At 40.7% G+C, this 26,044-nt stretch carries 26 protein-coding genes; 5 read left to right on the forward strand and 21 right to left on the reverse strand.

Translation table 11 applies throughout. The features are described 5' to 3' along the window. Nucleotides 1-56: 56 nt before the first annotated feature. From GWK09_RS05125 to GWK09_RS05140, 4 genes are all read right to left on the reverse strand, one after another. On the reverse strand, nt 57-752 hold the full coding sequence (locus GWK09_RS05125) for an ABC transporter ATP-binding protein (protein ID WP_163691916.1): 696 nt from the start codon (nt 750-752) through the stop codon (nt 57-59). Between the two features lie 15 nt (nt 753-767). After that, nucleotides 768-2,249, reverse strand: coding sequence for a DUF5687 family protein (locus GWK09_RS05130; RefSeq protein ID WP_163691917.1), 1,482 nt, complete (start codon nt 2,247-2,249; stop codon nt 768-770). Nucleotides 2,250-2,310: 61 nt separating this feature from the next. Continuing rightward, nucleotides 2,311-3,003, reverse strand: coding sequence for a hypothetical protein (locus GWK09_RS05135; protein WP_163691918.1), 693 nt, complete (start codon nt 3,001-3,003; stop codon nt 2,311-2,313). Nucleotides 3,004-3,879: 876 nt separating this feature from the next. Beyond that, nucleotides 3,880-4,218: a PadR family transcriptional regulator gene (locus tag GWK09_RS05140; protein ID WP_163691919.1), complete on the reverse strand. Its 339-nt coding sequence runs from the start codon at nt 4,216-4,218 to the stop codon at nt 3,880-3,882. A gap of 122 nt (nt 4,219-4,340) precedes the next feature. On the opposite strand from GWK09_RS05140, the gene GWK09_RS05145 reads away from it, so the two are divergent. Continuing rightward, complete coding sequence (locus tag GWK09_RS05145; protein WP_163691920.1) at nt 4,341-5,384, forward strand: ferredoxin--NADP reductase; 1,044 nt, start codon at nt 4,341-4,343, stop codon at nt 5,382-5,384. A gap of 18 nt (nt 5,385-5,402) precedes the next feature. Here the strand turns inward: GWK09_RS05145 and GWK09_RS05150 are convergent, their stop codons facing one another. Next, the gene (locus GWK09_RS05150) at nt 5,403-6,185 is read right to left on the reverse strand and encodes a patatin-like phospholipase family protein (RefSeq protein ID WP_163691921.1); all 783 of its coding nucleotides are present in this window, start codon (nt 6,183-6,185) and stop codon (nt 5,403-5,405) included. Nucleotides 6,186-6,623: 438 nt separating this feature from the next. Between GWK09_RS05150 and GWK09_RS05155 the strand changes: the two genes are divergently transcribed. The 3 genes from GWK09_RS05155 (at nt 6,624) to GWK09_RS05165 (ending at nt 8,921) form a co-directional block, all read left to right on the forward strand. Then, nucleotides 6,624-6,959 (forward strand): arsenosugar biosynthesis-associated peroxidase-like protein, encoded by a 336-nt coding sequence (locus GWK09_RS05155; RefSeq protein ID WP_163691922.1) that lies wholly within the window; start codon nt 6,624-6,626, stop codon nt 6,957-6,959. 49 nt (nt 6,960-7,008) lie between these two features. Next, entirely contained in the window at nt 7,009-8,064 is a 1,056-nt protein-coding gene (arsS, locus tag GWK09_RS05160) for an arsenosugar biosynthesis radical SAM (seleno)protein ArsS (RefSeq protein ID WP_163691923.1), read from the forward strand. Nucleotides 8,065-8,306: 242 nt separating this feature from the next. Then, a complete protein-coding gene (locus GWK09_RS05165) occupies nt 8,307-8,921 on the forward strand; it encodes a TetR/AcrR family transcriptional regulator (RefSeq protein WP_163691924.1) in 615 nt (204 codons plus the stop codon). A gap of 2 nt (nt 8,922-8,923) precedes the next feature. On the opposite strand, the gene GWK09_RS05170 is transcribed toward GWK09_RS05165, so the two are convergent. The 3 genes from GWK09_RS05170 to GWK09_RS05180 are packed head-to-tail and all read right to left on the reverse strand — an operon-like array spanning nt 8,924 to nt 11,525. Next, nucleotides 8,924-9,970, reverse strand: coding sequence for a glycosyltransferase family 9 protein (locus tag GWK09_RS05170; protein WP_283401218.1), 1,047 nt, complete (start codon nt 9,968-9,970; stop codon nt 8,924-8,926). Next, nucleotides 9,951-10,559, reverse strand: a complete 609-nt coding sequence (locus GWK09_RS05175) for a DUF4254 domain-containing protein (protein WP_163691925.1) — start codon at nt 10,557-10,559, stop codon at nt 9,951-9,953. The genes GWK09_RS05170 and GWK09_RS05175 overlap by 20 nt, the downstream gene beginning before the upstream one ends. A 27-nt stretch (nt 10,560-10,586) precedes the next feature. Next, nucleotides 10,587-11,525, reverse strand: a complete 939-nt coding sequence (locus GWK09_RS05180; protein WP_163691926.1) for a DUF6427 family protein — start codon at nt 11,523-11,525, stop codon at nt 10,587-10,589. Nucleotides 11,526-11,565: 40 nt separating this feature from the next. Between GWK09_RS05180 and GWK09_RS05185 the strand changes: the two genes are divergently transcribed. Continuing rightward, nucleotides 11,566-11,787 carry a DUF6341 family protein gene (locus GWK09_RS05185; RefSeq protein ID WP_163691927.1) on the forward strand — a complete coding sequence of 74 codons (222 nt, stop codon included), beginning with the start codon at nt 11,566-11,568 and terminating at the stop codon, nt 11,785-11,787. On the opposite strand, the gene purD is transcribed toward GWK09_RS05185, so the two are convergent. From purD to rfbC, 13 genes are all read right to left on the reverse strand, one after another. Further along, a complete protein-coding gene (gene purD / locus GWK09_RS05190; RefSeq protein ID WP_163691928.1) occupies nt 11,782-13,053 on the reverse strand; it encodes a phosphoribosylamine--glycine ligase in 1,272 nt (423 codons plus the stop codon). The two genes, GWK09_RS05185 and purD, sit on opposite strands and share 6 nt — an antisense overlap. A 44-nt stretch (nt 13,054-13,097) precedes the next feature. Next, a complete protein-coding gene (locus tag GWK09_RS05195; protein WP_163691929.1) occupies nt 13,098-14,093 on the reverse strand; it encodes a UDP-glucuronic acid decarboxylase family protein in 996 nt (331 codons plus the stop codon). Next, nucleotides 14,093-15,238, reverse strand: a complete 1,146-nt coding sequence (locus GWK09_RS05200; protein WP_163691930.1) for a glycosyltransferase family 4 protein — start codon at nt 15,236-15,238, stop codon at nt 14,093-14,095. Before GWK09_RS05200 ends, GWK09_RS05195 begins: the two co-directional genes overlap by 1 nt. Before the next feature lie 11 nt (nt 15,239-15,249). Next, nucleotides 15,250-15,948: a WecB/TagA/CpsF family glycosyltransferase gene (locus GWK09_RS05205; protein ID WP_163691931.1), complete on the reverse strand. Its 699-nt coding sequence runs from the start codon at nt 15,946-15,948 to the stop codon at nt 15,250-15,252. A gap of 40 nt (nt 15,949-15,988) precedes the next feature. Beyond that, nucleotides 15,989-17,092 (reverse strand): O-antigen ligase family protein, encoded by a 1,104-nt coding sequence (locus tag GWK09_RS05210; protein ID WP_163691932.1) that lies wholly within the window; start codon nt 17,090-17,092, stop codon nt 15,989-15,991. Between the two features lie 145 nt (nt 17,093-17,237). Next, nucleotides 17,238-18,479 carry an O-antigen ligase family protein gene (locus GWK09_RS05215; RefSeq protein ID WP_317174497.1) on the reverse strand — a complete coding sequence of 414 codons (1,242 nt, stop codon included), beginning with the start codon at nt 18,477-18,479 and terminating at the stop codon, nt 17,238-17,240. Next, nucleotides 18,466-19,536, reverse strand: coding sequence for a glycosyltransferase family 4 protein (locus tag GWK09_RS05220; protein ID WP_346770608.1), 1,071 nt, complete (start codon nt 19,534-19,536; stop codon nt 18,466-18,468). Before GWK09_RS05220 ends, GWK09_RS05215 begins: the two co-directional genes overlap by 14 nt. 65 nt (nt 19,537-19,601) lie before the next feature. Further along, entirely contained in the window at nt 19,602-20,843 is a 1,242-nt protein-coding gene (locus GWK09_RS05225) for a lipopolysaccharide biosynthesis protein (protein ID WP_163691935.1), read from the reverse strand. A 23-nt stretch (nt 20,844-20,866) separates the two neighbouring features. Beyond that, on the reverse strand, nt 20,867-22,264 hold the full coding sequence (locus GWK09_RS05230; protein ID WP_163691936.1) for a D-glucuronyl C5-epimerase family protein: 1,398 nt from the start codon (nt 22,262-22,264) through the stop codon (nt 20,867-20,869). 80 nt (nt 22,265-22,344) lie between these two features. Next, nucleotides 22,345-23,556, reverse strand: a complete 1,212-nt coding sequence (wecC, locus tag GWK09_RS05235; RefSeq protein WP_163691937.1) for a UDP-N-acetyl-D-mannosamine dehydrogenase — start codon at nt 23,554-23,556, stop codon at nt 22,345-22,347. A 1-nt stretch (nt 23,557) separates the two neighbouring features. Next, a complete protein-coding gene (wecB, locus tag GWK09_RS05240; RefSeq protein WP_163691938.1) occupies nt 23,558-24,688 on the reverse strand; it encodes a non-hydrolyzing UDP-N-acetylglucosamine 2-epimerase in 1,131 nt (376 codons plus the stop codon). A gap of 27 nt (nt 24,689-24,715) precedes the next feature. After that, the gene (rfbD, locus tag GWK09_RS05245; RefSeq protein WP_163691939.1) at nt 24,716-25,492 is read right to left on the reverse strand and encodes a dTDP-4-dehydrorhamnose reductase; all 777 of its coding nucleotides are present in this window, start codon (nt 25,490-25,492) and stop codon (nt 24,716-24,718) included. Continuing rightward, nucleotides 25,489-26,043 (reverse strand): dTDP-4-dehydrorhamnose 3,5-epimerase, encoded by a 555-nt coding sequence (gene rfbC, locus GWK09_RS05250; protein ID WP_346770607.1) that lies wholly within the window; start codon nt 26,041-26,043, stop codon nt 25,489-25,491. Before rfbC ends, rfbD begins: the two co-directional genes overlap by 4 nt. Nucleotide 26,044 lies beyond the last annotated feature (1 nt).

A 26,044-nucleotide genomic window follows, 5' to 3' on the forward strand; every position in this document is an offset into this window, starting at 1 on the left:
ACCTCAAGGTAGAACGGATATGTGAAGCGCATTCTCCCCAGTTCAAATAGGTGTTATCAGCCTGCGAAAAAGGATTCCAGCTCTTTGAGTGTTTGGGGGGAGGTCTGAATGTCACGGACGATCTCCCCTTTGTTCAATACTACGATCCTCTCACAAACTTCCGTCACGTGAATGAGATCGTGACTCGAAACGAGCACGGTTACATCCTTGTTGGAGGCCAGGTCCTTGATGATCTGTTTTAAACGGATCTGGGTCGTGGGATCCAGGTTCGCAAAGGGTTCATCGAGTATGACCACCTCAGGGCTGCCTATAAAGGAAGCGACGATGCCCACCTTTTTCTGATTCCCTTTGGAGAGATCCCTGAGATACTTCTTCTGTCCCAGGATCTCCCCGTGAAAGAAGTTCTCGAAACCTCCTATCAGGGCATCCACGTCGGCCTTATTCTGCCCTCTTAATTCCCCTATAAAATAGAAATATTCCTCAGGCGTGAGATATCCGATAAGGAAGGTCTCATCGATAAAGGCAGAAGTAAAGGGCTTCCATGCCTCGCTTACATCCACCTGTACCTCATTGTTGAGGATCTTGCCGGAGGAGGGCTGGATCAGGTCGAGGAGCAGGCTAAAAAATGTGGTCTTTCCTGCCCCGTTGTTGCCTACCAACCCAAAACTCTGCCCTTTCGGGATTTCCAGATGAGGGATATTGAGGACGGTTTGGGATCCGTATGTCTTAGTGATGTCGTGAACTGAAATCATATGAATAAGCAGATTTTATGAGGTTTCTTTATAAGCCAGCAAGGTCTTGTATTTTTCTTTTTTATAGATCTTCTCGATCAATTTGAACACTTGTTCTTTGAACACATAGCCCAGGATCCCGGACAGTGCAACAGCCAGGTAGCCGGCAACCGGACTTATGAGATAATACCCGGCGGCGAACACAAGCAAGGGAAGGGCCAGTTTGGGAATGGTGAGCAACATGGTCTTAACGTTAAAGGCCTGCTTGTCCCCGAAAGCTTTTTTGTTGGAGGTCAGATCAATGGGGGTCTTGATATAGGCACCTCCCCAAAGCACCAGATAGGAATTCACTCCAATATTGTAAATGGCGCCAACGACTATGGCCAAATATGCCTGCCATCCGAAGTACAGGTAAAAAGAGGAGAGGAGGGTGGTAATGACCGTTGCAAAGACGATCAGGTACCATTTAGAGGAAAGGTAATCCCTGTATTGAATATTCTGGCTCATCATCAGGGGGTAGTAGGAACTGTCCCAACTGGGAACAAATTGACCGAAACTGAAGAGAAATCCCCCGGAAACGAAGATCCCCGCAAAGATCCCCCAAGTGGGACCCTCATAGACTTCCATACTCCCTGTAAAAAAGAGCAGCCCGTAGAGGATAAAAAGAAAGCCCATAATGACAGAGGTCCTGGACCGTTTGTTCCTCTTGATGAGCTTGATATCGTTCTTGAGGAAGGTGCCGAGGTTCCCGAACCGGTTTAGCCAGGTAAAATCCTCTGTCTTCGCTTCCTCGTGTTTGGTGGCCAGACCACCGTCCAGATACATATGCTTCCGGAAATACCTGAAGGAGGCGATGATCAGTACAATCAACAACAAACAGGGAATGACGGCGTACACAGGTCCGTACGGGAGGTCGAAGAAGGCATCAAATACAGGGGCCGTGTAGGTCGTAATATCGAACCACCCTTTGTATTGCAAGATCCCAAATACCGCCAAAAGGGCCACCACAGGATAAAATACTTTATCCAGGTTGTTCATCATGATGTTCAGGAAGTTGTTGCAATAAAAAAGCGCCATCACGGCAATGTGCCAGCTGATTACGGCAAGGGGGTCGTAGTCCTGGGTGAGCAGGACGATGGAAAAAGGCACGAAGAAAAAGGCGTGCATCCAGTTGAAAAAGGAGAATACCGTTTTCCCCAGAGAATATTTCACCACCTCACTCTTTTTAAAGGGCATATACAAGAGCGGCTTGATGTTCAGGATGGGCATTTTCTGGAACATATAACGAACGTAGAGGTCGATTACCAGATAATAGATCATAAAACGGTTTACTACCCTTAGGGGATCACCCAGTCCTTGCTTTTTTATGATGAAATAAGAACCTACTCCCAGAGAGAGGAAGACCAGGATAAAATAAAGCGCCATAAAGATCATCAGGATCTTAAAGGCAAGATTCGTTTTAAAGGAGGCTGCTCGGAAAAAGGATTTCCATTGAAGGGTAAAAAAATGCTTTAGCATAGAGGTTGGATCATGAATTCCTTTGTGTTTGTAGGGCAAATATAGATTTTGTTACACTAAATCATCCCATTTTGTATTCCGGATAGGTCTTGATTAAAAATTCTTCTGTTCGGGGTGGGATCACGTAGACCATGACATAGAACAAAAGAACCATGGCAGTGAGAAGGAAGGCCATAACAAATGCTCCTATTGGATGCAACACCACTTCTTTGAGGATCATAGGATTAATACAAACCTGTAACCCTAAGTTCACGAAGGCAAGGGAAGTACCGTGGTTGAGGATCATATCCTCCATCAACCACTTTTTAGAATTGTTCTTAAGCCTTTTGCGATTTTTAATAGCTTTGACGAAGATCACACTCATTACCCCTAAAAACAGAAAAGAAATAAAGTACCCCTTGCTTTCATATGTCAGGACACCCATCGAGGTATAGACCACAAGTGTCATAATAATCAACATCAATATCCTGGGAAGTTTGAAATAAGTCTTGTAGAAGGACCAGAGGATTTTCCAATATCTTTTCTCCATGGCTTTGGTCTTTTCGCTGATCACATCGTGAAAGCCAAAAACACCAAATTTACTGAATTCTGCCTGTAAAGCTTCCTGAAAGGGAATATTTGGATCTACAGCCCATTGTTGTTCAATCCCGTTGGCCAGATGGTCTACCAGTTCCGTTTGCACATCGTAATGCTCCACGAAATGACGCCTCGTGAAATCGTACAGATCTTGTATTTGACTTTGAGTAAGTTTCAATAGACAAGGAATTGTGTTCGTTTGCGATAATTAATATATAACTCAAGAAACCGAATGGAATAGGCCAGGCTCAAACCAACATAAAGGGCATAGAAAAACCCAACCACCAATGGGTATTTATTCAGAAAAAATGTAGGCCTCAGCATATGCGTTAGGATTAAGGCAAATTGCTGAAAGAAAACCATAAAGAATGCCATTCGTTCTAAACTTGAATACCTATCCTTACCTACTCTCCAATAGCAAAATCCCGAGATCAATAGTAGGATACCAAAAAGAATCGCAATGGAATATAACCACAGGTTATAGGATTGCTCGTATGCCGAAAAACTATAATACGAGTAATAACAAAGTAGAAACAGCCCCAACATCACGGGTTTAACTAGTAAGGTTGACATTCGTTGAATGTTTTGCTTGTCCAGGTCTTTCTGAAAGATCTTGTGATTGGCTAACAGTTCCTTTTTATTTTCGATCATATAGGCTTTAAAGGCATCGTAGAAGGATTCATTTCCTATGGCCATACGATGTTGAACAGCCTCGGCAACATGATCTGTCATTTCAGAGCGTACATCAGCGTACCGAATGTCACTGTTTTTGAGATAGTTATCTATAAACCTTATGTTTACTGCAGCTAGGGCCAATTTTATATGATGTTTACATTGAGAAATGGTTCAATGATCAATTTACTGTGTTTTTAATTTGATAGAGGGAAGGCTATATTCATGGCCTTTTCGGGCGAGATTAGCACATTTTCTTCTCAACAGCCATTGCCATATGGCCGAGTAATTCCATCCTCATGTTCCAATAATTAACCTTATTCCCAATCAAGTACTCAATGATAAATTTTTCTTCACTTTTGGATAAATGCATGGCGAAAAATCAAGAAATATTCCACTTGGGATTCACCAATTGCTGCATGCTTCTGATAAAATCCTCCAATTCTGAAAGCCGATCACCTGTTTCTTTTACACCTTTCTTTGTTAACTTGTAATACTTTCGAATTCGATTGTCGACTTTGGCTACTTCAACATCGAGCAGCCCTTCTGCTTCCAATTTGTGAAGAGCGGGGTATAATGCTCCTTCAGTTATTTTTAATTCCCCTTTGGTCAGTTCCTTTACCTTTTGGGTAATTTCATACCCATACATTTTCCCCTGCTCTTCCAGCAGTTTTAAAATGATGGTATTCAGACTTCCCTTGTACAGTTTAGAATTTCCCATGGAGTTTAAATACTTTCGCAATATATACATAATTTTCTTATGCATATAGTCTTTAGGTATAAAATTCTTGATTTGTGTTTTTTAACGGGATCCCATTCATTAATTTTGCAAAAAATTGCAGAATGAGCACATTTTATTCCCTAAAGGTAGCTGAAGTGAAGCCTTTAACGCCGAATTCGGTTGCTATCTCGCTTCAGGTCCCGCAAGACCTAAAAGAAAAATTCAGGTTTCAGGCCGGACAGCATCTCACCATCAAACAGAAGATCGATGGAAAAGAGGTTAGACGGTCCTATTCCATATCGAGCGATCCAAAAGAAGATGCGCTTACCATCGGCATTAAAAAAGTGGAGGATGGGGTGTTTTCGACCTGGGCCAACGAGCATATCAAGGTCGGCAACTCCCTCGAAGTGATGCCTCCAACCGGCCATTTTATCTATCCGCCAAAAGGGAATTCTAAACATATAGCTGCTTTTGCGGCCGGAAGCGGAATCACTCCCATTATGAGTATTGCGGTAAGTGTGCTGGATGCGGATCCTGGTAACACCTTTGTGCTGGTCTATGGGAACCAATCTCCTGAAGAAACCATGTATCTGGAGGATATACAGGCCCTGATCAGTAAATATACTAATCGGTTTTTTACTCAATTTCTATATAGCAGAACGCGGGAAGACGATGCCCTGTTCGGCAGGATCGACGGGTCTATTGTAAACCTGATCACCAAAAATAAATTCAAGGATCGCTCCTTCGACCATTTCTACCTCTGTGGTCCCGAAGATATGATCAATACTGTGAAGGAAACCCTCAAAGAGAATGGGGTAGAGCAGGAAAAAATACATTTCGAGTTGTTTACCACCAGTCAGGAAGAGGACATCTCCGATCTCGAAGGACAAACCCAGGTGGAGGTCACCCTGGATGATGAGGTTTTTTCTCTTGTGATGGACAAAAAGAAGCTGGTCCTCGACGCCGTTCTGGAAGCAGATATCGATGCCCCCTACTCCTGCCAGGGCGGGGTCTGTAGTACCTGCATTGCGAGGGTTATCGAGGGCAAGGCTGAAATGGTAAAGAACCAGATCCTGACAGACAGCGAGATCGAAGAGGGATTTATCCTCACCTGCCAGTCGCACCCCCTGACCCCTACTTTGAAGATCGATTACGATGATGTTTAAAGGGAAGAGGGCCTGCCTTTAGTTCGCCAAATGGCTGTCGAGCACCCGGGAAGCGTGGTCATACCCGATCGTATAAGCCTTTTCAATGGCCTTCTTATCAAATACCCCTATGTGCTCCAACTCTACGGGCTCAAAAATGATGTCACAGCTTCTGATCTTCTGCCGGTTGATGGCATAGACCATCAAACTAGTGGTTCTTGCAGCCAATTGCAAAGAAGAGCTTATTTCCTTTTTGGATACTTCTCTTACCAGGGACACATTGCTGCCAATGATGAAGTCGGCTTTCCCTTTCAGCGGTTCTGATGGAAAATTATTCATGATTCCCCCGTCTGCGTAAAGCATTTTGTTCATCTCAACCGGACTGAATACCGGAGGAAGGGCAGCCGAAGCGAGCAATGGCATGATCAGCTCCCCTTTCGAGAATACTTCTTCGACACCTTTCTGCAAATTCGTGGCAATTACATATAATTCCTTGTGGAGGGATTCAAAATCCGCAAAGGGGATGTATTCCTTAAAAATGGGGTAGTAACGCTCTGTATCTACCAACCCCGGTTTATTAATGGTCAGGAAGTTGTATTTGAAAAGGGGAGTCTCCTTAAAGAAGGCAAGCATGTCCTTCAGGTCGCTCTTACCGGCATAAAGGGCTCCCACAAGGGCCCCTACACTGCTGCCGGAAATCACAGATGCCTCAATCCCGCGCTCTTCCAGGGCTTTGAGCATTCCAATATGACCCATACCCCTAACCCCGCCCCCGGAGAGGACCATGCCTACGGTCTTGTTGTTTAAATCGGACAGAATCATCAAAATATGCTATTCAAAGCTACACATTAAAGTCAATTTTCTCCCATAGGAACTTCGCCTTAACCGACTGTCTGGTCTGTTTAATGAAACGGAAGTAGACACATGCATCCCAAAAATTACCCTTTACCTGATTATCTGATCATTCGTCAGCTATTAAACTTCCAGCCTTTTCAAAATTAAATGTAAAACTGACCGGCTGGTTGGTTCTCCCCACTGATTCATAGACCTGCAAATCTTATAAGATCCTCTTCCTGATTTAATATAAATTGACCTGCCTACCTGATCATTTCGTTGTAAGTTTGGCAAATTTCGTCGACGAAACAGATACCTTTGAAAAGTCATTGAAGTTCCTTTGGGGATCTTTCATCCTTTAAGACGGAATGACAATGAGAATCATGGAATTCATTATTTAGAAGAGATTTAATTTAAGTGTACCTAATGGCAAATTCTTACTACGACCCGGCGGACCTGAGAAAGTTCGGAAAGATCACGGAATGGAGCGAAGAACTGGGGACCAAGTTCTTTGATTACTACAATAAGGTATTTGAGGAAGGGGCGCTTTCCGCCAGGGAAAAATCCCTGATCGCCCTGGCCGTGGCCCATGTGGTTAAATGCCCGTATTGTATCGATGCCTATACAAAGGACGGCCTTCAGCGAGGTATTACCAAGGAGGAGATGATGGAGGCCGTTCACGCAGGTGCGGCTATAGAAAGTGGTGCCACCCTTGTTCATGGGGTACAAATGATGAACAAATACAATAAGTTGAGTATGTAAGCAGGATTTCGGCCATAAATTGGCCTCTTCCTGTCATGAAATCAGATGAATGGCTACGAAATCATTAAAAGCCAGGCATAAAGCCCTGGCGGATAATCACAGGCAACTGGAAATTCTGAACGGAGGAATTTTTGATGAAGGACTTTTGCCTTATTTCAAGGACAAGATCGCAGAGACGGGGCAGTTTCCCCTCAAACCCAAACGGCTCGAGATCCTTCAGATAAATGTAGGATACATGTGCAACCAGGTCTGTGAGCATTGTCATGTGGATGCTGGACCGGACCGAAAGGAGATCATGACCCGGGAAACCATGGGCTTATGTCTGGAAGTGATCAGGAATACGGGGGCACATACCCTTGACCTCACCGGCGGAGCTCCCGAAATGAATCCCGATTTTCGCTGGTTTGTGGAAGAAGCCGCCAAAGCGGGCATTCAGGATTTTATTGTAAGATCCAACCTGACCATCATCAAGGCCAATAAGAAATATCACGACCTGCCTGAGTTCTTTAAAAAATACAATATACACGTCGTGTCTTCCATGCCCCATTATACAAGGGGTAAAACCGACAAGCAAAGGGGGAATGGGGTTTTTGACAAATCCATTTCTGCCTTGCAGGAACTGAACGCAGTAGGGTACGGCATGCCGGACAGTCCACTGAGGCTCGATCTGGTCTACAACCCATCAGGAGCTTACCTGCCTGCAGACCAGGCAGCTTTGGAAAGGGATTTTAAGAAAGCCCTGCGGGAGGACTTTAACATTTATTTCCACAACCTTTTTGCCATCACTAATTTGCCTATATCCCGTTTCCTCGATTATCTGATCGCCTCAGAAAATTACGAGGATTACATGTATTCACTGGTGGAGGCGTATAATCCGGCAGCGGTACAGAATGTGATGTGCACCAATACCATATCGGTAAGCTGGGATGGATGGCTGTATGATTGCGATTTTAACCAGATGCTAGATCTTAAGGTGGCCAGCAAGGTCAAACACATACGCGACTACAATGAGGATCTCCTCAATGATCGCAAGATCGTTATTTCCCAGCACTGTTATGGTTGTACGGCTGGTGCTGGCAGTAGTTGTCAGGGAGTGGTCGCATAAGGCCATCCTTTATTCAGGATGATATGTCCTCATGGGGTCTTTAAAGCTCCTTTTTACCCTTCATCGAGAAAAAAAACCGACCAAGTGGTCGGTCAGCTATTGCCAAATTCGGGTATTTCATCCGTTTTTTGACTTCTTATCGATTTTTTAGGGGGCTTCACCCTATACTCCTAAGTAAAAATGAGGTTCGGGGGTTCTTTGTAACAGACCACAAGGTCTTTTTACCCCTAAACCCAAATCTTATGGACAAGAATCTCAAACGCATGGCTACCATGCACCGGATGCAGGCAAAAGGCCTGGAATTATTTTACAAAAAAGGATTTTATAACACCAGTATTGATGACATCTTGAAAGAACTCTCCCTGTCTAAAGGGGCTTTCTATTATCACTTCCAATCCAAAGAGGATTTTTTTATTAGTATCATTCAAAACCTGATAGTCAGGAAGGTTTACAGTATGCTCATCGAACCCATTGAGGGTGAATCAGATCCCTTAGTAGCCATAGAGCATTGTTTTGAGAATGCCTTGTCGACCGCCGAACACAACGAATTCGATTACGGTTTTGTTCTGGGGAATTTCATCAACGAGTTCAACGGCAGAAATGACGAAATCTCAAAATATTTAAGGGACATTTATAAAGTTTGGGAAGTGAACCTGGTTACTACACTGCAAAAGGGTAAAACGGACGGTTTCGTGCCAAGGCATTTAGACAGTGAAGGGGTTGCAGCCTATCTCATCTCTTCTTATATGGGGATACGTATGCTGATGGTGGAGGGTAACAATAAAAACTTGTCCTACCATTTTATGCAGCAGACAAGACAGTACCTGAAATCCCTTGCAGTAACCAGGCTGGTGTAGACCTACTCGCCCATTAAGGCTGTGATCCGATTAATAACAATTTCAGGCTCGATGGTTTGCATGACTTGTTCATAACCCTTTGGATACTTGTTCCCATACACAGAAGTTGGAATCATGGGATATTTACCTCTGTCTGCCATGATACTGTTCTCCATAGGTTGCCCATAAGGAGTAAACCCTGCATAAGGATGTGTGATACCCCATAAGGTCAGGGTAGGAATCCCGAACATGGCAGCCAGATGACCATTTCCACTGTCCATGGATACCATGAGGTCTAAATGGGAGATCAGTTCGAGTTCCTGCTCAAAGGAAAGACGGCCTGCAGGAGAAGAACAATGCTCGAAATGCGACTCAAACTCCTCTAAATGAGCGATCTCTTCAGAGCCACCGCCGAAAAGCAATATTTTATACTTATTGGTATTATTTAAATATTCCAGGACCTGTTCCATGAGGTCTAGAGGATACATCTTACCTTGAAATGCCGCGAAAGGTGCTATACCGATCAGTTTTTTACTTTCTTTGAACGCGTACTCTTCAGCCGCTTTCGAAGCACTGCGCCTTGCCAGTGTGTCTACCGGTTTTAATTCAACGGAATATCCCATCTTGCGGAAAACGTCGGCATATCGTTCGTGGGTCGACTTTAGAGGGGATATATCCTTCTCCTTCCAGCGGGTCAGGTTCCTTTTTTCCTTCCTTCCCTTGTTGAGCTGAATAAAAGGAAGGCCGGTCCCGAAAAAGAAAAGCCGCAAGATCTTTGTTCGTAACACATTGTGCAGGTCGGCAATTCCGGAAATGGAGTCTTTTTTAAGCGTTTTAGCAAGCCTGTAAATTCCGGGGATTCCTCTGTGCTTATTCTTTAGGTCGGCCGCAATCACCTCTATATTAGGTATATCCTTAAAGATGGGTGTAAAAAAAGGCCTTGTCAGGATCCGAAGTTTGAGTTGGGGATTCAGGCGCAGCAGAGACAGCAAGACAGGTACGGTCATAGCGACATCGCCCATGGCTGATAGTCTGATCACCAGAAGGGTATCACCCTTGTTTTTGTCCACGTAGAACAGGGTTTAGCTCGTCATCGTTGTACATCTTCATCTGTTTATATACCTTCATGTATTTCCTTCCGGCCTCGATATCCGCTAAAAGTTGGTCTATTGCTGTAGACAAATCTTTTTTCTGTTCGAGGAGAACAGCGAGTTTCTGTCTGCACGCCTGCAAATGTTCCTCCTTCGCATCTTTTCTTTGCGTTTCCTCTTTCATGTGATAGATCTTTAGGGCGAGGATAGAAAGGCGATCTATAGCCCAGGCAGGGGATTCCGTGTTGATCGTGGCATCCTCCTTTACTTCGACCTTCGCATACTTCTGGAGGAAATAGCTGTCTATGTACTCCACCAGATCCGTCCTTTCCTGGTTGCTAGCATCGATCTTGCGTTTGAGTACCAGGGCAGCTCCTGGTTCAATATCCGGATCCCTTATCAGGTCCTCATAATGCCACTGAACCGTGTCTATCCAATTTTTTCGGTAGAGGAGGTGAGCGATCTCGCCTGCGGTATACGGGTTGATGAATTCCTGATCCACCCGGTCCTTCACGTGGTATTTAACAATACTTTCCTCAAATATCCTGAAAGCCTCTTTACTGAACATAGGCGTGCTTTTTTGCAAAGGTATCCTTTATTTAGAAAGTAGCTCGAGGGTAAAAATGAAAAATGCACTAAGTATAGCGCCCGCCAGCACCATTTCCCGAATGTTTTCCCGCTTGATCATCTCTATATATTTCCCCAGGAAAACGGCAGCAGGGAAGAATGTGATCAGTACGGGAAATTTATCTGATGTCAGGGACAACAAGACAACGATGATGCTCAAAAGGAAGTAAATAGAGACAACCCTCAGATTAATGATCCTGCCCAGACCCAGTTTGCCGGATTTCAGGAATACTGCCATCGCCGTAATCGAAATCACCAGTACGAAAATGATCAGCTTTGTATTTCTTGTCCAGTCGCGTAACAGAAGGTCCCATTCCCCAATACGGAAGTTGTAGTGCTTAGAAAAAAACCCTTCGGTATTACTGAGGATGAGTATAGCTTTCCAGATCAATAAAAAAGCGATGGCGCCGGCGATTGGGACAAACCAGTTCTTTAGATTCTTAGGTTCGTATATATAGATGGCGATATAGACCAGGAAGAGGAAAATAGCAGCCCATCCAAAGAAGATACTGGAGGCCAGCACCCATAGGGTGGCATCGAGGATCTTGAGTTTTATATTCTTGAGGGTGCGCATGCTGATGAGCCTTCTGCATGCCAGGACGAGGAAGAAATTACACCCAATGGCATTGGTGTCTCTTACAGAGGCAGGAAATAGAAAAACTAAAATGACAAAAAAGAGGGCCACATAGGCATTGGTGTTCGAAATCTGGTTTCTGTTTACCACAAAATCGATCACCAGGACCGAAAACAAGAACAGAAGAAGGATAAAAATCTGGTAAACCCAATCCGACGGATCAGAGGATCTTCCTTCCGTCGAAAAAAAGACAATTCCGTAAAGGAGAGAGAGCAGGCCGAGGAGAATTACGTAGTTTATAGGTTTTGTTTTGCCAAAAATGCCTGAAATCATCCCCGGATTTTATATTTTTGTCCTCGTAAATATAACCAAGATGAGCTCATTTTTTTACGGCATAGAAGATTTATTCGTCAACCACCTGTTCTGGCCTTACGATTTTTTCAGGTTCATGCAGAACTGGTGGACCTCCAATACCGTCAACTGGTTATTTATGGCTATAGGGCTGGTTGCCATGGTATACTGGCTGTTACAATTGAAGAAATTCAATGACAATCAGGAAGAGGATAAGACCATCACCTCCCATTCCTACTTATAGATCGAACCCCAGATCTTTGCGGTAATACATCCCGTCAAAACGGATCTTTTCCATATTGCGGTACGAATCCTTCAGTGCTTTTCGGAAGTCTTCCCCATAGGAAGTGACTGCGAGGACTCGCCCTCCTTTGGTCACCAGCGTACCCTTTTCATTTCGCGTCCCTGCGTGGAACACCACAGAATCCCTGACGTCTTCCAGGCCTATGATCTCCTTGCCTTTAGCATATGAACCTGGATACCCTCCGGAGACGGCCATTACGGTCACGGCGCAGCGCCTGTCGATCTCCAGGTGGATGCGATCTAATTCTCCTTTTGCTACGGCTTCGAAAACCTCAACCAGGTCGTTTTGTATCCTTGGGAGAACCACCTCGGTTTCAGGATCCCCGAGCCGGACATTGTATTCGATCACATAAGGATCCTCACCTACCTTGATCAATCCTATGAATATAAAGCCTTTATAAGGTAATTGGTCTTTTTTTAGCCCAATGACAGTAGGAAGGATGATCCTTTCCTTAACCTTTTCCATAAAGGGTCCATCTGCAAAGGGAACGGGGGAAATGGCCCCCATGCCCCCAGTGTTAAGCCCGGTATCCCCTTCCCCTATACGCTTGTAGTCTTTGGCGGTGGGAAGGATCTTAAAATGATCTCCGTCTGTGAGGACAAAGCAGCTCAATTCAATGCCGCTGAGAAATTCTTCGATCACCACAGTGGTACTGGCCTCCCCGAACTTGGAATCGAGCAGCATACGGCTCAGTTCGGCCCTTGCCTCGTCCAGATTATCCAGGATCACAACCCCCTTCCCAGCGGCCAGACCATCCGCCTTCAGCACATAGGGGGGGTTCAGGGTGCCGAGGAAATTAAATCCTTCTTGCAGGGTTTCAGCAGTAAAGCTTCGGTATGCCGCGGTTGGTATACCATGACGCATCATAAATTGCTTGGCGAAATCCTTGCTGCCTTCCAGGGCTGCGGCTTTTTTTTCCGGCCCGATGACAGGAATGTGGTCTAAATCAGGGTTCTGACGGAAATAATCTGCTATCCCGCGAACAAGGGGGTCTTCCGGTCCAACCACCACCATGTCGATCTTATGTTCGATCGCAGCAGCCTTAACAGCCACAAAATCGTTCGGATCTATGGGAAGATTGGTTGCAACTCCTTCAGTGCCGGCGTTCCCGGGTGCTACGAAGAGCTTTTCCAATCTTTTACTTTGCTTGAGTTTCCAGGCCAGGGTGTGTTCCCGACCTCCGGATCCCAGGAGGAGGATGTTCATTTTTATGTTGCTTTGAGCAAAAATAAGTTATGGCAGAGAAAGTATCAGGATATACCTGAGAAATCCCGGTGTTCTTTCTGTCTTAATTCCTCTGGTGAAAGAGATCGGAAATATTCATAGACCTTTTTTAGCCCTTCCTTTCGTTCAACCTTGGGTTCCCAGCCAAGGATCTCTTTGGCCCGGGTGATGTCCGGTTGTCTTTGTAATGGATCATCCTTGGGCAAGGGTTTGTAGACGATCTTCTGGTCCTTGCCTGTGAGCTCCAGGATCTCCCTGGCAAATTCATTGATAGTGGTCTCATCGGGGTTACCGATGTTGATAGGATCGGAGTAATCGCTCATCAGGAGACGGTAGATCCCTTCGACCTGATCGTCGATATAGCAGAAAGAGCGCGTCTGTGTCCCATCCCCAAATACGGTAAGGTTTTCTCCTCTGAGCGCCTGGCCCATAAAAGCCGGTACTACCCTTCCGTCGTTCAATCGCATCCTGGATCCATAAGTATTAAAGATCCGGGCGATCCGGGTATCCAGCCCGTGAAAACGGTGATAGGCCATGGTGATGGATTCCATAAAGCGCTTGGCCTCGTCGTATACTCCTCTAGGCCCAACCGGGGAAACGTTACCATAGTAATCTTCATTTTGCGGATGCACCAGGGGATCACCATATACCTCAGAAGTGGAGGCCACTAAAATAGTTGCATTCTTTTCCTTGGCCAGGCCCAGGCAATTCAAAGTGCCCATAGACCCCACTTTCAGGGTCTCAATAGGGATCTTGAGGTAATCAATGGGGCTTGCCGGGGATGCAAAATGAAGGATATAGTCCAGTTTCCCAGGAATATGAACAAATTTGGTAACATCGTGGTGGTAGAATTCGAAGTGTTCCAGAGGAAATAGATGTTCGATGTTCTTCAGGTCTCCTGTAATCAGGTTATCCATCCCTATCACGTGGTATCCTTCAGCGATAAACCGGTCGCAGAGATGGGATCCCAGGAATCCCGCTGCGCCGGTGATTAGTACTTTTTTTAGTGCCGAGTTAGCCATTAACTATCGTTATCAGACCCTTTTTTTTTGATCTTTTTAGACATTCCTTTAATTTTTCTCTTCAGCATGATCTTTTGCTTAAGAGTAGTAAAATTGTAATTGTACTTGAAAAAAATATAAGCCAGGATTATAACGGACCCAACTAGAAGAAGCATCATTGAAAGATTTTTCGCTGTACTCCCCAGAACTACGAACAATAAAACAAATAGCAAGTTAAAGCAACCTATTAGAAAACTCGCCTGTTTATGACTTAGCCCCCAGAAATCAATAAGAACATGATGTACATGATTTCGATCCGGTGAAAAAGGTCCTCGTTTATTAGCTATACGAATCGTAAAAACCCGTGCAGTGTCGAAAAGGGGAACAATTAGGATGGCTATTGCAATAAGCGGAGCATTTTCTAATAGAAAAGGGAGTTCGGAATATACATAGGGTTTTAAAGAAAGAAATTTTATTGTTAAGATGCTTATAATAAAACCTACTAACAATGAGCCTGTATCGCCCATAAATATTTTTCTGTTAGAAGAAATATTAAAACCAAAAAATGCCATGAGACATGCATTCATAGTAATGCTGATCAAAGCAAAAAAGTACTCTTTGGTAAGATAAAAAATAGTCGTGTAAATAATCATGATGACTATCCCAACTACGGAAGCCAGTCCGTCTATTCCATCGATAAGATTATAAGAATTTATGATGGTCAACATCATAAATGTCCCTATTGCAAAATACAAGTAATAGGGGATCTCATTGATATTTAGAAAGCCATTTAGGGAGTGTATTGTGAAACTATCATTTATAAGAACAAAAGACACAGCTATAAACTGAGCTATCAATTTTGATCCCGGCGAGAGCACTACTAAATCATCTTTTAATCCGACGATAAATAGAATAGTAAGACCTGGAATAAGATAAATGGCCTCATCGAAAGTATCCCGCCCATGAATAAAAAAAAGAGCAAAAATTAAGGTGTAGAAAAAAGCAATCCCCCCTAATGTAGGTGTTTTCTGAGTATGAGAGCTTCTCTGATTTGGATCATCCATAAGCCGCCTGTATTCAACAACTCCAATAATCTTTGGAATTGTCAGATACGTTAATAGGAATGCTCCAATAAAGAGGGCAACTGCCGTTTCGAGAAAATACAATTTTTACAGAATTATAGTCTATCAAATATAATTCTAAAAAAGAACTTAATTAAACTTCGCTGCCTGCCAAACCTTGTCGGCTCGTTCAATAATCTATACAACCACTCTAGCCCAAATTTTTGATATCCTTTTGGCGCTCTTTTCTTCTTACCTGAATAGACATCAAAACTTCCTCCTAGGCCCATATATAAGGCAGAATGGTATTTCATTAATCTTTCCATTAGAAACTCCTGTTTTGGGCTTCCCATGGCTATGAATACGATGTCTGGCTTATGAAGTTTCAATTCTGATTCTATCTTTTCTATATCTCCTTCTAACAGATATCCATTTCGATAACCCTTTAAACATAATTCCGAAAACTCTGATCTAAGTTTCTGAACAGTTTGATCAATAACCTCTTGTGAAGATCCTATTAAATAAAAGGATTTTGAATCTTTAAATTGCTTTATAATGTCTAGCCAGAATTCAGCACCCGCAATTTTAACAGCTCTTATTCCTTTTCTTTTTAAAGCCCACACCGCACCTATTCCATCAGGATATCCAATATTTTCATTAATGATTTTATCAAGCTTAGGGTCACTTTTGTTGAGTTTCTCTGCGTTCAGGGCAATTAGAATCTTATGTTTATTTCTAATAAAACTCAAGAATTCCTTCTTAGAAGTAAATGCGTATATTTTTTTTTTATTTAATACATGAGTCTTTATCTCCATAATGAATTAAATCTAAATTAATCCGAAAACTTCCGATAAATCAACTACTTCTCTTTTGATAAGTCGTGATTCGATTACTAAATAGAAATACAGTTCCAAAAAATGAAACGAAGATAATTGCTGCGTTTCTGATTAAATAATTCTCAAAAAGACAGACAAAAGCGATGAATACAAAAAATAAAATACCAATATGATCATGATTTCGGACTCCAAAATATATATTGGTACCAAGCACATGAAATAGTAGTATCAATGCTAAAAGGCCTGCCTCCAGGGCAAATCCTAAATATTGATTATGTGCATTGTATTCATACTTTGCAGCGGAGGTCATTCCACTTTTTCGATATTCAGCCGCCAAAATTGTTGACTCATTTCCCGCCCCATATCCGATTAATGGGGACTTAGAAATCTGCTCAACCGCTATTGCCCACCGTGCCAATCTAGAATCCCCTTTGCCTGATGAATTATAATTAGTTCCAACTTCATAGGACAACTCCCAGATTGATTCTGTAGTGAGTCTTTGATAGAGGTAGGTATTCTTGAAAAATGAAAAAAACCCAACGCTAAATATTGTAAACATTAAGGCAAAGGCTACAAAAGCTCTTCTGTCTTGCTTAAAATATTTCTTAAGATTCCTTAAGATGTAAAATAGTATTGTGAGAACAAAAAGAGCCAAGATAATTCTAGAGCCAACGAAGAAAATTGAAAGCGTAATAATACCTATAGAAGCTCCTCTAAAAATTTTATACCAGGAACCCGGGTCATGCAATAGTCCAACTAATGCTAACAGCAAGTACATTCCATAGTAGGTGGGATGGATGTCGATAATTTCAGTATAGTTTTTATTCGTGTAGTAATAATTAAAAAGATCTTTATCTATTGTCCATAGAGGTTTTTGCTGATAATATTCAAAGAAATTGATGGATATAAGCAAAAGAGACGAAAATATGGCCCCATATATGAGCCCCAATAATGCCTTCTTTCTTAATAAAAGAACCTCATTAGTTCTTAGAAATAAGAAAAAGAATGGAATCGCTAAATAGGTGATTCTTTTGCCAGTTATATTTAGATTGTGAAATATCTCCTCTGCAAAAATAAAGGTCGTCAAAGTGGGGATAAACAACAAAACAGTAGAATATTTCAACAAGCCTATGTTTCTGGACTCGAAAACTCTTTTTCGCAGAAAAAGTTGTATTAAAATGACAACACAAAATAAAAGTAGACTAATATTTCCCGCCTTCGTGCTAAAAGGCAATACCAGTCCAAATATAAATGCTGAGCTATAAAGACTATTTTGAAGTTTTGTCATCTAGCTTAAGGTACATTAAACTGATGAGTAATCCGATAAATATTCCTGCCATACCTGAACTAAATACATGACCCGCCATGGTAGATATTGATAGTAAAACAAGTACCATAAGAAAGACAAAATTGGCGAAGTAAAAGGCGCTATATCTTCTAAGTCTTAACAATTGAATCCACAAAACATACGTCAAAAACAGAAATAAAATTAATCCAAAGATACCATAGGCAAAAAAGATATCTGCCACGTCCATTTCAACTATCTTCCCTTGATTCAGTGCCTCATATTTAGACTGTCCTACTCCAATAAACTTTTCGATCAAATTATAGTTTTCTTTATAGTTTTCATATGCTCTTCCAAAAAATTTATTTCGGCTCGACAACACAAATGTCCAGAAATCAAGTTTGTCCCAAAAGAAACTGAATCGATCGAATATTGGCGAGTTTTTTATAATCCGCCACGTAACAAGTAGGCCTAAAGGCAGAGCGATAATTGATGTAATAATGACTCCTTTTAACTTTTTAAGGCCAAATTTCCGGGTGGGTTTTTTTATTGGAATCAACAGAAAAATCAATCCAATGCCTATCAACCCAGTCTTGGAGCTTACCATAACTCCGACCATTATATTTAAGATTAGAAAAAGGATATACAAGCCCCTTCTTTTTCTTAACCACAAATCAAAAGCGATTATGGAGGCTAGTATGATCAGTAAAACAGAAATCTCATTTCCAGCAAAGAAATAACCTTTGCTTCCAATATTCCCTTCTTCATACATGGGATAACCCAAGCCAAAGAGCTTTAATAGAATATTGCCTACCAAAATGATATATGAGAATTTAACAAGATTAAAAAGCATTCTTATTATACTCTGGTCCTTACGACGAATGATGGGTATAAAAAAAAGTAAGCTAAAAAGGGGAAGAAGATATCTTGATACTTTAACGATATCAAATAAAAAAGAAGAGTTTTCAGAGTTGATTACCAGTTGATAAAAGGAGGGAATTAAAAGCAGAAAGAATAGAAATATGCTAATTATCAGGTACTTAACAGAAAATAGAAATCTTACAAAGATTAGGATCAGTACTAGAGTCTTAAATATTTGACCAATAGATACTGGTAACACGTTGTTACTTTTCAACAGTATTCCATTAATCATATCTACCGGCAGTGATGCAAATAGAATTGTGACAATTAAAGAGTCTAGATGTCGTAATTTAAACATCTCCATTTGATAATAAAGACGACAAGACCTCAATTTCTTTTTTCATCGTCTTTTTTAGTTCTATCTGTTCTATCTGATTGCTACCATTCAGGGTTATTTTTCTGTACTTTTCCAAATCACTAGTCACCTCAATTATCCCCTCAAATAATTCCTTTTCATCAATACCCAAAATCCCGCTCTTCATATTTTCTATAAACTCACCTTTAGATGAGTTCTTTGTTGTAGCGACTAATAAGCCTCGAGACATAGCTTCCATCATGGTTATTCCTTGTGAATCTATCCGTGTGGTTGAAATGAATACCCCAAATTGATCAAATACCTCTAGCATTTCTATTCTACTAAGAAATTGCTCGATTATTTTTATTCTATGTTGAAGTCCTAAGGCTTTAATTCTTCGATCATAACTCCTTTTATATTTCCCTTTACCATAAATAACCAAACTGTATTTTTCGGGCAACAAATTAATTGTGTCAATAGTCTGTTCAATATTATATACTTTCTGAGATAGAGATCTTATGGTAAGTATTTTAAATCTCTTTTCCTCGAGTGATCGATATTTAAATAACGCTGTATCAATACCGTTTGGAATAATAAAAAACTTATCAATTTTTAGGTTTAAATTTTCCTCAGTATTATTCCTCATCCACTTCGAAGGAAAAATATATGCACTATTTTCGATGTCTTTGGTCGCCCTTATAAATCTTCTCATTTTCGGAATTACAAAAAGATCCTTTTTTATCCACTTTAAAACTTCGCTTATTCTGAAATTGAATTCATAAAATCTGGAAGAGTATTTTTGGACCTCATTCCCATGCACGTAGATGGCAAATGGAATCTTTGTTCTTAGGATATGCTTATAAATTGGCCAACCATTCGCTTTACTAAATGGGTAAATGTTTAGGAGGTGAAGATAAAGAAGATCATATTTTGAGATTTCCTTTATTATTTCTGAATATCCTATTTTATGTATTGGAATTTCCTCGTGTTCGTAATAGTGGCGACTAATAGAGGGAACATAAACGATTGTTGAAATCCCAATTCTCAGCATCTCTTTAGCTCTCATATGAACAAACATATGGTTGTAAGGGTTGTCCTTACTGGGGTACCTGGATGTGATAATGGCGACTTTCATTTCTTGAGTGATCTAATTTTCTGTTCAGAAATCATAACAAGACCAAGGAGTACTATAAAATAAGATATTGCATTTGTGGTAACCGCACCCACTAATCCGAATCTTGGTAAAAGCACAAAAATGGCTGAGATGCCAATAAAGGCGGCAATCGCCATTATGACAAAACGTTGTTTTTGCATATCATATACGACTAACAACATTTCATAATTAGAAAAAATAAAGCGCATTAAAGTAATCGCGACAATGATAATAAAGGAGAGATTTGATACATAAGTAATATCTAAATTAATAAATGAGAGGACAACTCTCTTCATTAACAATAGCATAATACAGATTGCAATCCCTAATAGAATTGTATATCTCTGAATATTTCTAAAAAGGTTTAGAATATTTGCTTTATTCGAATTAGCAAGGCGATTTAAAATTACCTGCGAGATCGCGACAGTAATCATAAATAAGGGGGCTACAATAACAAAAAGAGCCCTGTAATACCCATACGTTTTTTCATCGATTATATAAAAGAGAATTAGTAAGCCTGCTTGAGTATAAATAGCAGTCACAATATCTTGAAAACCAAAATACTTTCTCTTATTGAGACCATGCAAAATCTGTTTAATACTAATCTGCCTTAACTCTATTGAAATACTCATTCTTTCTCTTAATTCCGAAAACAGATACGTATATGCGATAATGGTGGCATTCAATCCTATTAACACCAAGAAGATAATTCGAATATCCGCTAAATCTTTGGACATGAAATAAAAGTATCCCGTAAACATCAAAATACCGGCTGCAAATATTGAGTACGCCTTCAATTCTTGTGTGAATTGTCCAAGCCCTTTAAAATAGGAGAAAGACAGCAGATTGAGAGACAGGAAATAACTTAAAATAATACCATAGATAGCATAATCCCATCCATTCAAGACATTGAAAAAAGGAGTAAGCACAAAGTAAGATATTAACAATAAGAACATTATTGCTGTTGTAATTACAATCGAATGAATTAGTTCTTTTGTTCCTAATTTATCAGCTTTTCCATTGGCTATCAAATACGTTGAACTGCCAAAAGGTAAAACGGAAAGCAAAATGTTTGACAATGAATAAATAAAAGAAAATAGTGCATAGGATTCAATATCCAGCAGCGCAATAAGGGCAAGGTTAAATATCCATCTCGATCCAAATTGAAGTCCCTGAGAAAGGTTGTTTAGAACAATATCTTTAAGAAAGGATTTTGACATTAGTTCGACCAGTGCGTCATAATCTAATTGAGTTTCTCTCTGATTTCTACGAGCTTTAAAAGGTCCATGAGAATGTCTCTTCTGTCAAAAATGACATTTATTTCCCTTAACGCGACCATGTCATTGTTTCCACTTAAGAATTTAATCACGACCTCAGATCCCTTAGGTTTCCCTTCGATGTAGTATCCTTGAATAAATGTTTCGTATTTTCCTGTTTTGTAGGTCTTTAAATAAGAGTTTTTGACCTCCTCGCTATCCAGTATCAACTCACAATCTCCGTTAGTTTTGCAAGTATAAATTGCAAAATTTTGAGGCAGCGTATTTTCTGAAGTGGAATAAAATACAATTTGAGAAATATTTTTTTCTTCTTTTGGAAAAAGAATGCGGAGATCTGTTGGAAATTTATTTGTGCTCCAATACTTCCCCCAGCTCCACAACTCATCATTTAAATGGCCTGTGCCATAATTCAAAGGATCAATTGCATATGAAGCAGTAATTTCACTGAATTTATCCTCGTTATAATAATCCGTAACTTCTCCGGTATCATACTTCAGAAATTTATGGGCGTACTCCATAAATATTCCCTCTTGAGTCCAGACGTATAAGGTTAATAATTGGTATATCACTAATTCATGATAATGATCAGGGTCTTCGTTTTTTGCAGAGGCGTATTGATATCCCCCTTTTTGTAATTTGCTGTAATATGAAGTAAACTCTGCATCATACTCATTTATTTTTATTTTTAAAGTTTCAATACCTTTATCAAAAAGGTCTTTTGATTCTTTGGTGTTTAATACTTTATGGAAATAGTATAATCCTGCTAACGAATAAATAAATCCATTAAGAACTTTAGATTTTTCATCAGCGTATTCTTCATAGAAGTCATAACCATCCCAATAACTCTTTATACCTTTTTCGGATATTTGATAATTGTAAGCATTTATAGCTTTTTTTGCAGTTTCGAGATACTTTTCTTCCCCAGTTAGATTATATGCTTCAAGCATGATACCTATACCATACCCTTGCGACATGGCTGAGGCCCAAGGAATTGGCAACTCGTATCCCGTAATTTCTTCACTGCATTCCCAAACTGAAAAGTCTTTATAATGGGTAATTGCATCCTGAATAAATTTTGCCTGTCTTAAAAAGTCTCTTTTGACAATTTCATTTCCCGTCTCTAAATAATTTGCATAATAGTGTAGGGCTATTTGGGTGTATTGAATAGGGTAATGAAATGTCTTATCGTTATACGCCAACATGGGAATCCCGTTGCTGTCCCTAGGCACATCTTTAAACTGTTCAATATTTGAATTTACAAAAGGAAATTTGGGTAATGAATTCTTACTTTTTTGACTGAATATGACCAAAGGTAGAAATACCAAACAAAAGACATTGCAACTCCTGCATACATACTTGTTCATTCTGATGTATTATAGACGAGATTTGTAAAAAGACTACTCTTATTGGTTTGCTTCTATGAAGCCAACCATTGTCCTGAATACTAATTCAACACCCCACAGAAATCCAGGACCTTCACATGCTCAGGTATTTCCTGATTTTTGAATTCTTTATGTGCTACCAGAAAAGCCAAAATGTCAGCATTTTTAAAGGCCTTTTTGTGATCTGTCAATTTAAATACTTTGTGAACCTTAATGTTGGGTTCAACAATGTAATACTCTTCATCGTTCGCATTTTGAAGAACTTTCTGTACAATATACTTGGCCGGAGATTCTCTGAGATCATCAATGTCTGGTTTAAATGCCAATCCCATGAGTGCAATCCTAGGTTTGCGTCCATGTTCAAGTTCAAACTCTAATTTTGCATTCTGGATCTTTTCGGCGCACCAAAATGATTTGTAATTATTTATTTCCCTGGCCGTTCCGATTATTTTGGATTCCATGGGGTAGTCCGATACTATAAAATAAGGATCAACCGCAATACAGTGACCCCCTACTCCGCATCCAGGATTTAAAATATTTACCCTTGGATGCTTGTTGGCCAAAGCTATCAATTCCCAAACATTAATATCTGCCTTGTCACAAATGAGTGACAACTCATTGGCAAAAGCAATTTGAACATCCCTCGATGAGTTTTCAACCAACTTGCACATCTCAGCCGTTCTGGCGTTGGTCTTATGCAATTCACCTTTGACATATTTACGGTAGAACTCAACCGCCTTTTCTGTGGATTTCTGGTCAACTCCACCTATCACCCTGTCATTATGAACTAATTCAAACATAACATTCCCAGGTAATACTCTCTCCGGACAGTAGGCAATATGCAGTTTCCCTATCAGTTCTGGCCTCTGCGAAAAAATTAGTTTTTGCATTTTGTCCGTTGTTCCTATGGGAGACGTAGATTCTATAATGTATAGGTCTCCTTCTTTTAGCAGAGGAACAATGGCTTTTGTTGCCGCTTCCACAAATGAAATGTCCGGTTCATTTTTTCCTTTGAACGGGGTCGGTACTACAATCAAATACGCATCAGCTTGAACTGGTTGGGTGGAAGCGCTTAGCAAGCCTTTACTTACTGCGATGGAAACCTCCTCCTTTAAACTTGGTTCAACAATATGGATTTGGCCTTTATTAATGGTGTCCACAACTTGTTGATTGACATCTACACCATGGACCTTACTTCCGTTTTTGGCGATTAGGGCTGCTGTGGGAAGACCTATATATCCCAAACCCATCATGACTACGTCTATTTTAAGCATATTATACCAGATTATCCATAAACTTTACTATTCTATCACAGGCCGTTCCATCTCCATAAGGATTGTGCTTAGCACTCATTTCATTATAGTGATTAAAATCTCTGAGCAAACGCTCAGTTTCGCTTGTGATTTTAGAAACATCTGTGCCCACTAATATTACGGTGCCTGCTTCAACGGCCTCTGGTCTTTCCGTAGTGTCGCGCATAACAAGAACAGGTTTGCCTAAACTAGGTGCTTCTTCCTGGACGCCTCCGCTATCTGTGATGATCAGATAGGATTTAGTCATCAACCACACAAAAGCGGGATACGATAGAGGGGCAATAAGTTTAATGTTGGGAATATTGTCTAAAATATCATAGACTGGTTTCTGTACATTAGGATTTAGATGAACAGGATAAACAATCTCAACATCTTTATTTGCCTGTGCAATCTTTTTCAATGCATGACAGATGTTTATGAAGCCCTCGCCATGATTCTCTCTCCTGTGCCCCGTGACAAGAATTATTTTTTTCGCTTGGTCAATGGATTCCATTAAACCAGTAATTTCCTCATTCTTAAAATCACTTCTGTTGACTTTAGAAGAGCTATATTTCAAGGCATCAATTACCGTATTGCCAGTTACCAGTATTTGGCTTTCACTCGTGTTCTCCAGTACAAGATTATCTTTTGAGGTTTGGGTGGGTGCGAAATGATAATCGCCAACAGCACCCGTTATTCTACGGTTCATTTCTTCAGGAAAAGGAGAATGCTTATCAAATGTTCTCAATCCGGCTTCCACATGACAAACCTTTGCACCCGCGTAAAACGCAGCTATTGACGTTGCCATTGTCGTGGTTGTATCCCCATGTACATAAACGAAATCCGGTTTGAAATCCTCTAAAATCGGTTTCAAAGATGTTATAATATTTGACGTTAAGGAGTACAGGTTCTGATCCGGTTGCATCAGATCCAAGTCATAATCGGGTATTATTTCGAAAAATGAAAGTACTTGATCCAACATTTCCCTGTGTTGTGCTGTTACGCAAACTCTTGTGTCAAATTCTTGTATATTATTTTGGAAAGCTTTTACCAGCGGTGCCATTTTAATAGCTTCTGGTCGGGTTCCAAAAACGATGAGGTTTCTTTTCTTCATCTAAGAAATTAGGAAGTATGGTTATTGCTAATTTAATTTGCTGACCCTTGGTCTACGAGCAAAAGTACGATAATTCTTTCCCTTCCGAAGTTTCTTTTGATCATTGAAGCCTTCATCGATCAGGATTTTTACGGCAAATTCATACCAGGTCATCGCCTCACCATCTGTAAAATGCTTTATTCCGTAATCGGTGCTATCTGATTGAATTAGCTCCAGAAGATATCTCACTAAATTTTCAGTATCCGTTGGGCATCCGCGCTGTTGATCGGTCACCGTTATGGACTCTCCAGCCTTGGCCTTTTCTAGGATCGTTTTATAAAAATTATGCCCGTACTTTTTTGAATACAACCAGGAGGTCCGGACGATAAAATACTTTTCCAAAGTTTCCTGGATTACTTTTTCTCCTTCCAATTTAGTCTTGCCATATACATTGATAGGGTTCGGTTTATCCCAAGGGAAATAACCTTCTGCTTTGGTACCATCAAACACGTAATCCGTAGAGATATGTATAAGTATGGTTCGAGTTTGCTGACAGGCCTGAACGAGATGTTTAACGCCTTTTACATTGACATCGTAAGCAGGTTCAGGCGTCTTTTCGGCCTGATCGACCTGGGTATATGCCGCACAATTGATACAGTATTCCGGCTCAATCTCCTTAAAAACTTTATGTACTTCCTCAAGATTTGTAATGTCTAAAGTCTCCCGATCCGTAAAATGGAATTCCAAATCCGAATACTTTGGCGCCAACTCCTTCAAGGTCATTCCCAATTGTCCCTTAGATCCTGTTACCAATATACGCTTCATGGGAAAAGCTCTTTTAAATACTGTAACCTTCTGTCTTTTTCAGAAATGATGAGTTCAGAATCGGGAATACCCCAATCTATGGCCAGTTCCGGATCGTTATAGATGATGCCTGATTCTGATCCAGGGTAGTAATAGGCATCGCATTTATAAGAAAATACCGTTTGGTCTTCAAGTGCAAGAAATCCATGTGCTAACCCTCTGGGAATGAACAACTGCAGATTATTGTACTCGGAAAGTTCAATGGTAAAGACCTCCCTGAAACTTTTACTTTTTTCCCTCAGGTCGACCACCACATCCAAAGCCCTTCCCCTGACCACTCTACCCAATTTTGCCTGAGCATGTTCTCCTTTCTGAAAATGCAATCCCCTTAATACATTTCTATTGGAAACCGATTGATTGTCTTGTACAAACTCCAGTGGCCCCCCCAACAGGGTTTCGAGCTTTTTTTTGTGAAAGGTCTCCATAAAGACTCCCCTGGCATCCCTGCAAATTACCGGTTCAAGTATGTAACATCCCTGTATGTTAGTGCTTTTAATTTCCAAATCTTGCATG

It is taken from the genome of Muriicola jejuensis (assembly GCF_010671595.1).
GTDB lineage: Bacteria > Bacteroidota > Bacteroidia > Flavobacteriales > Flavobacteriaceae > Muriicola > Muriicola jejuensis.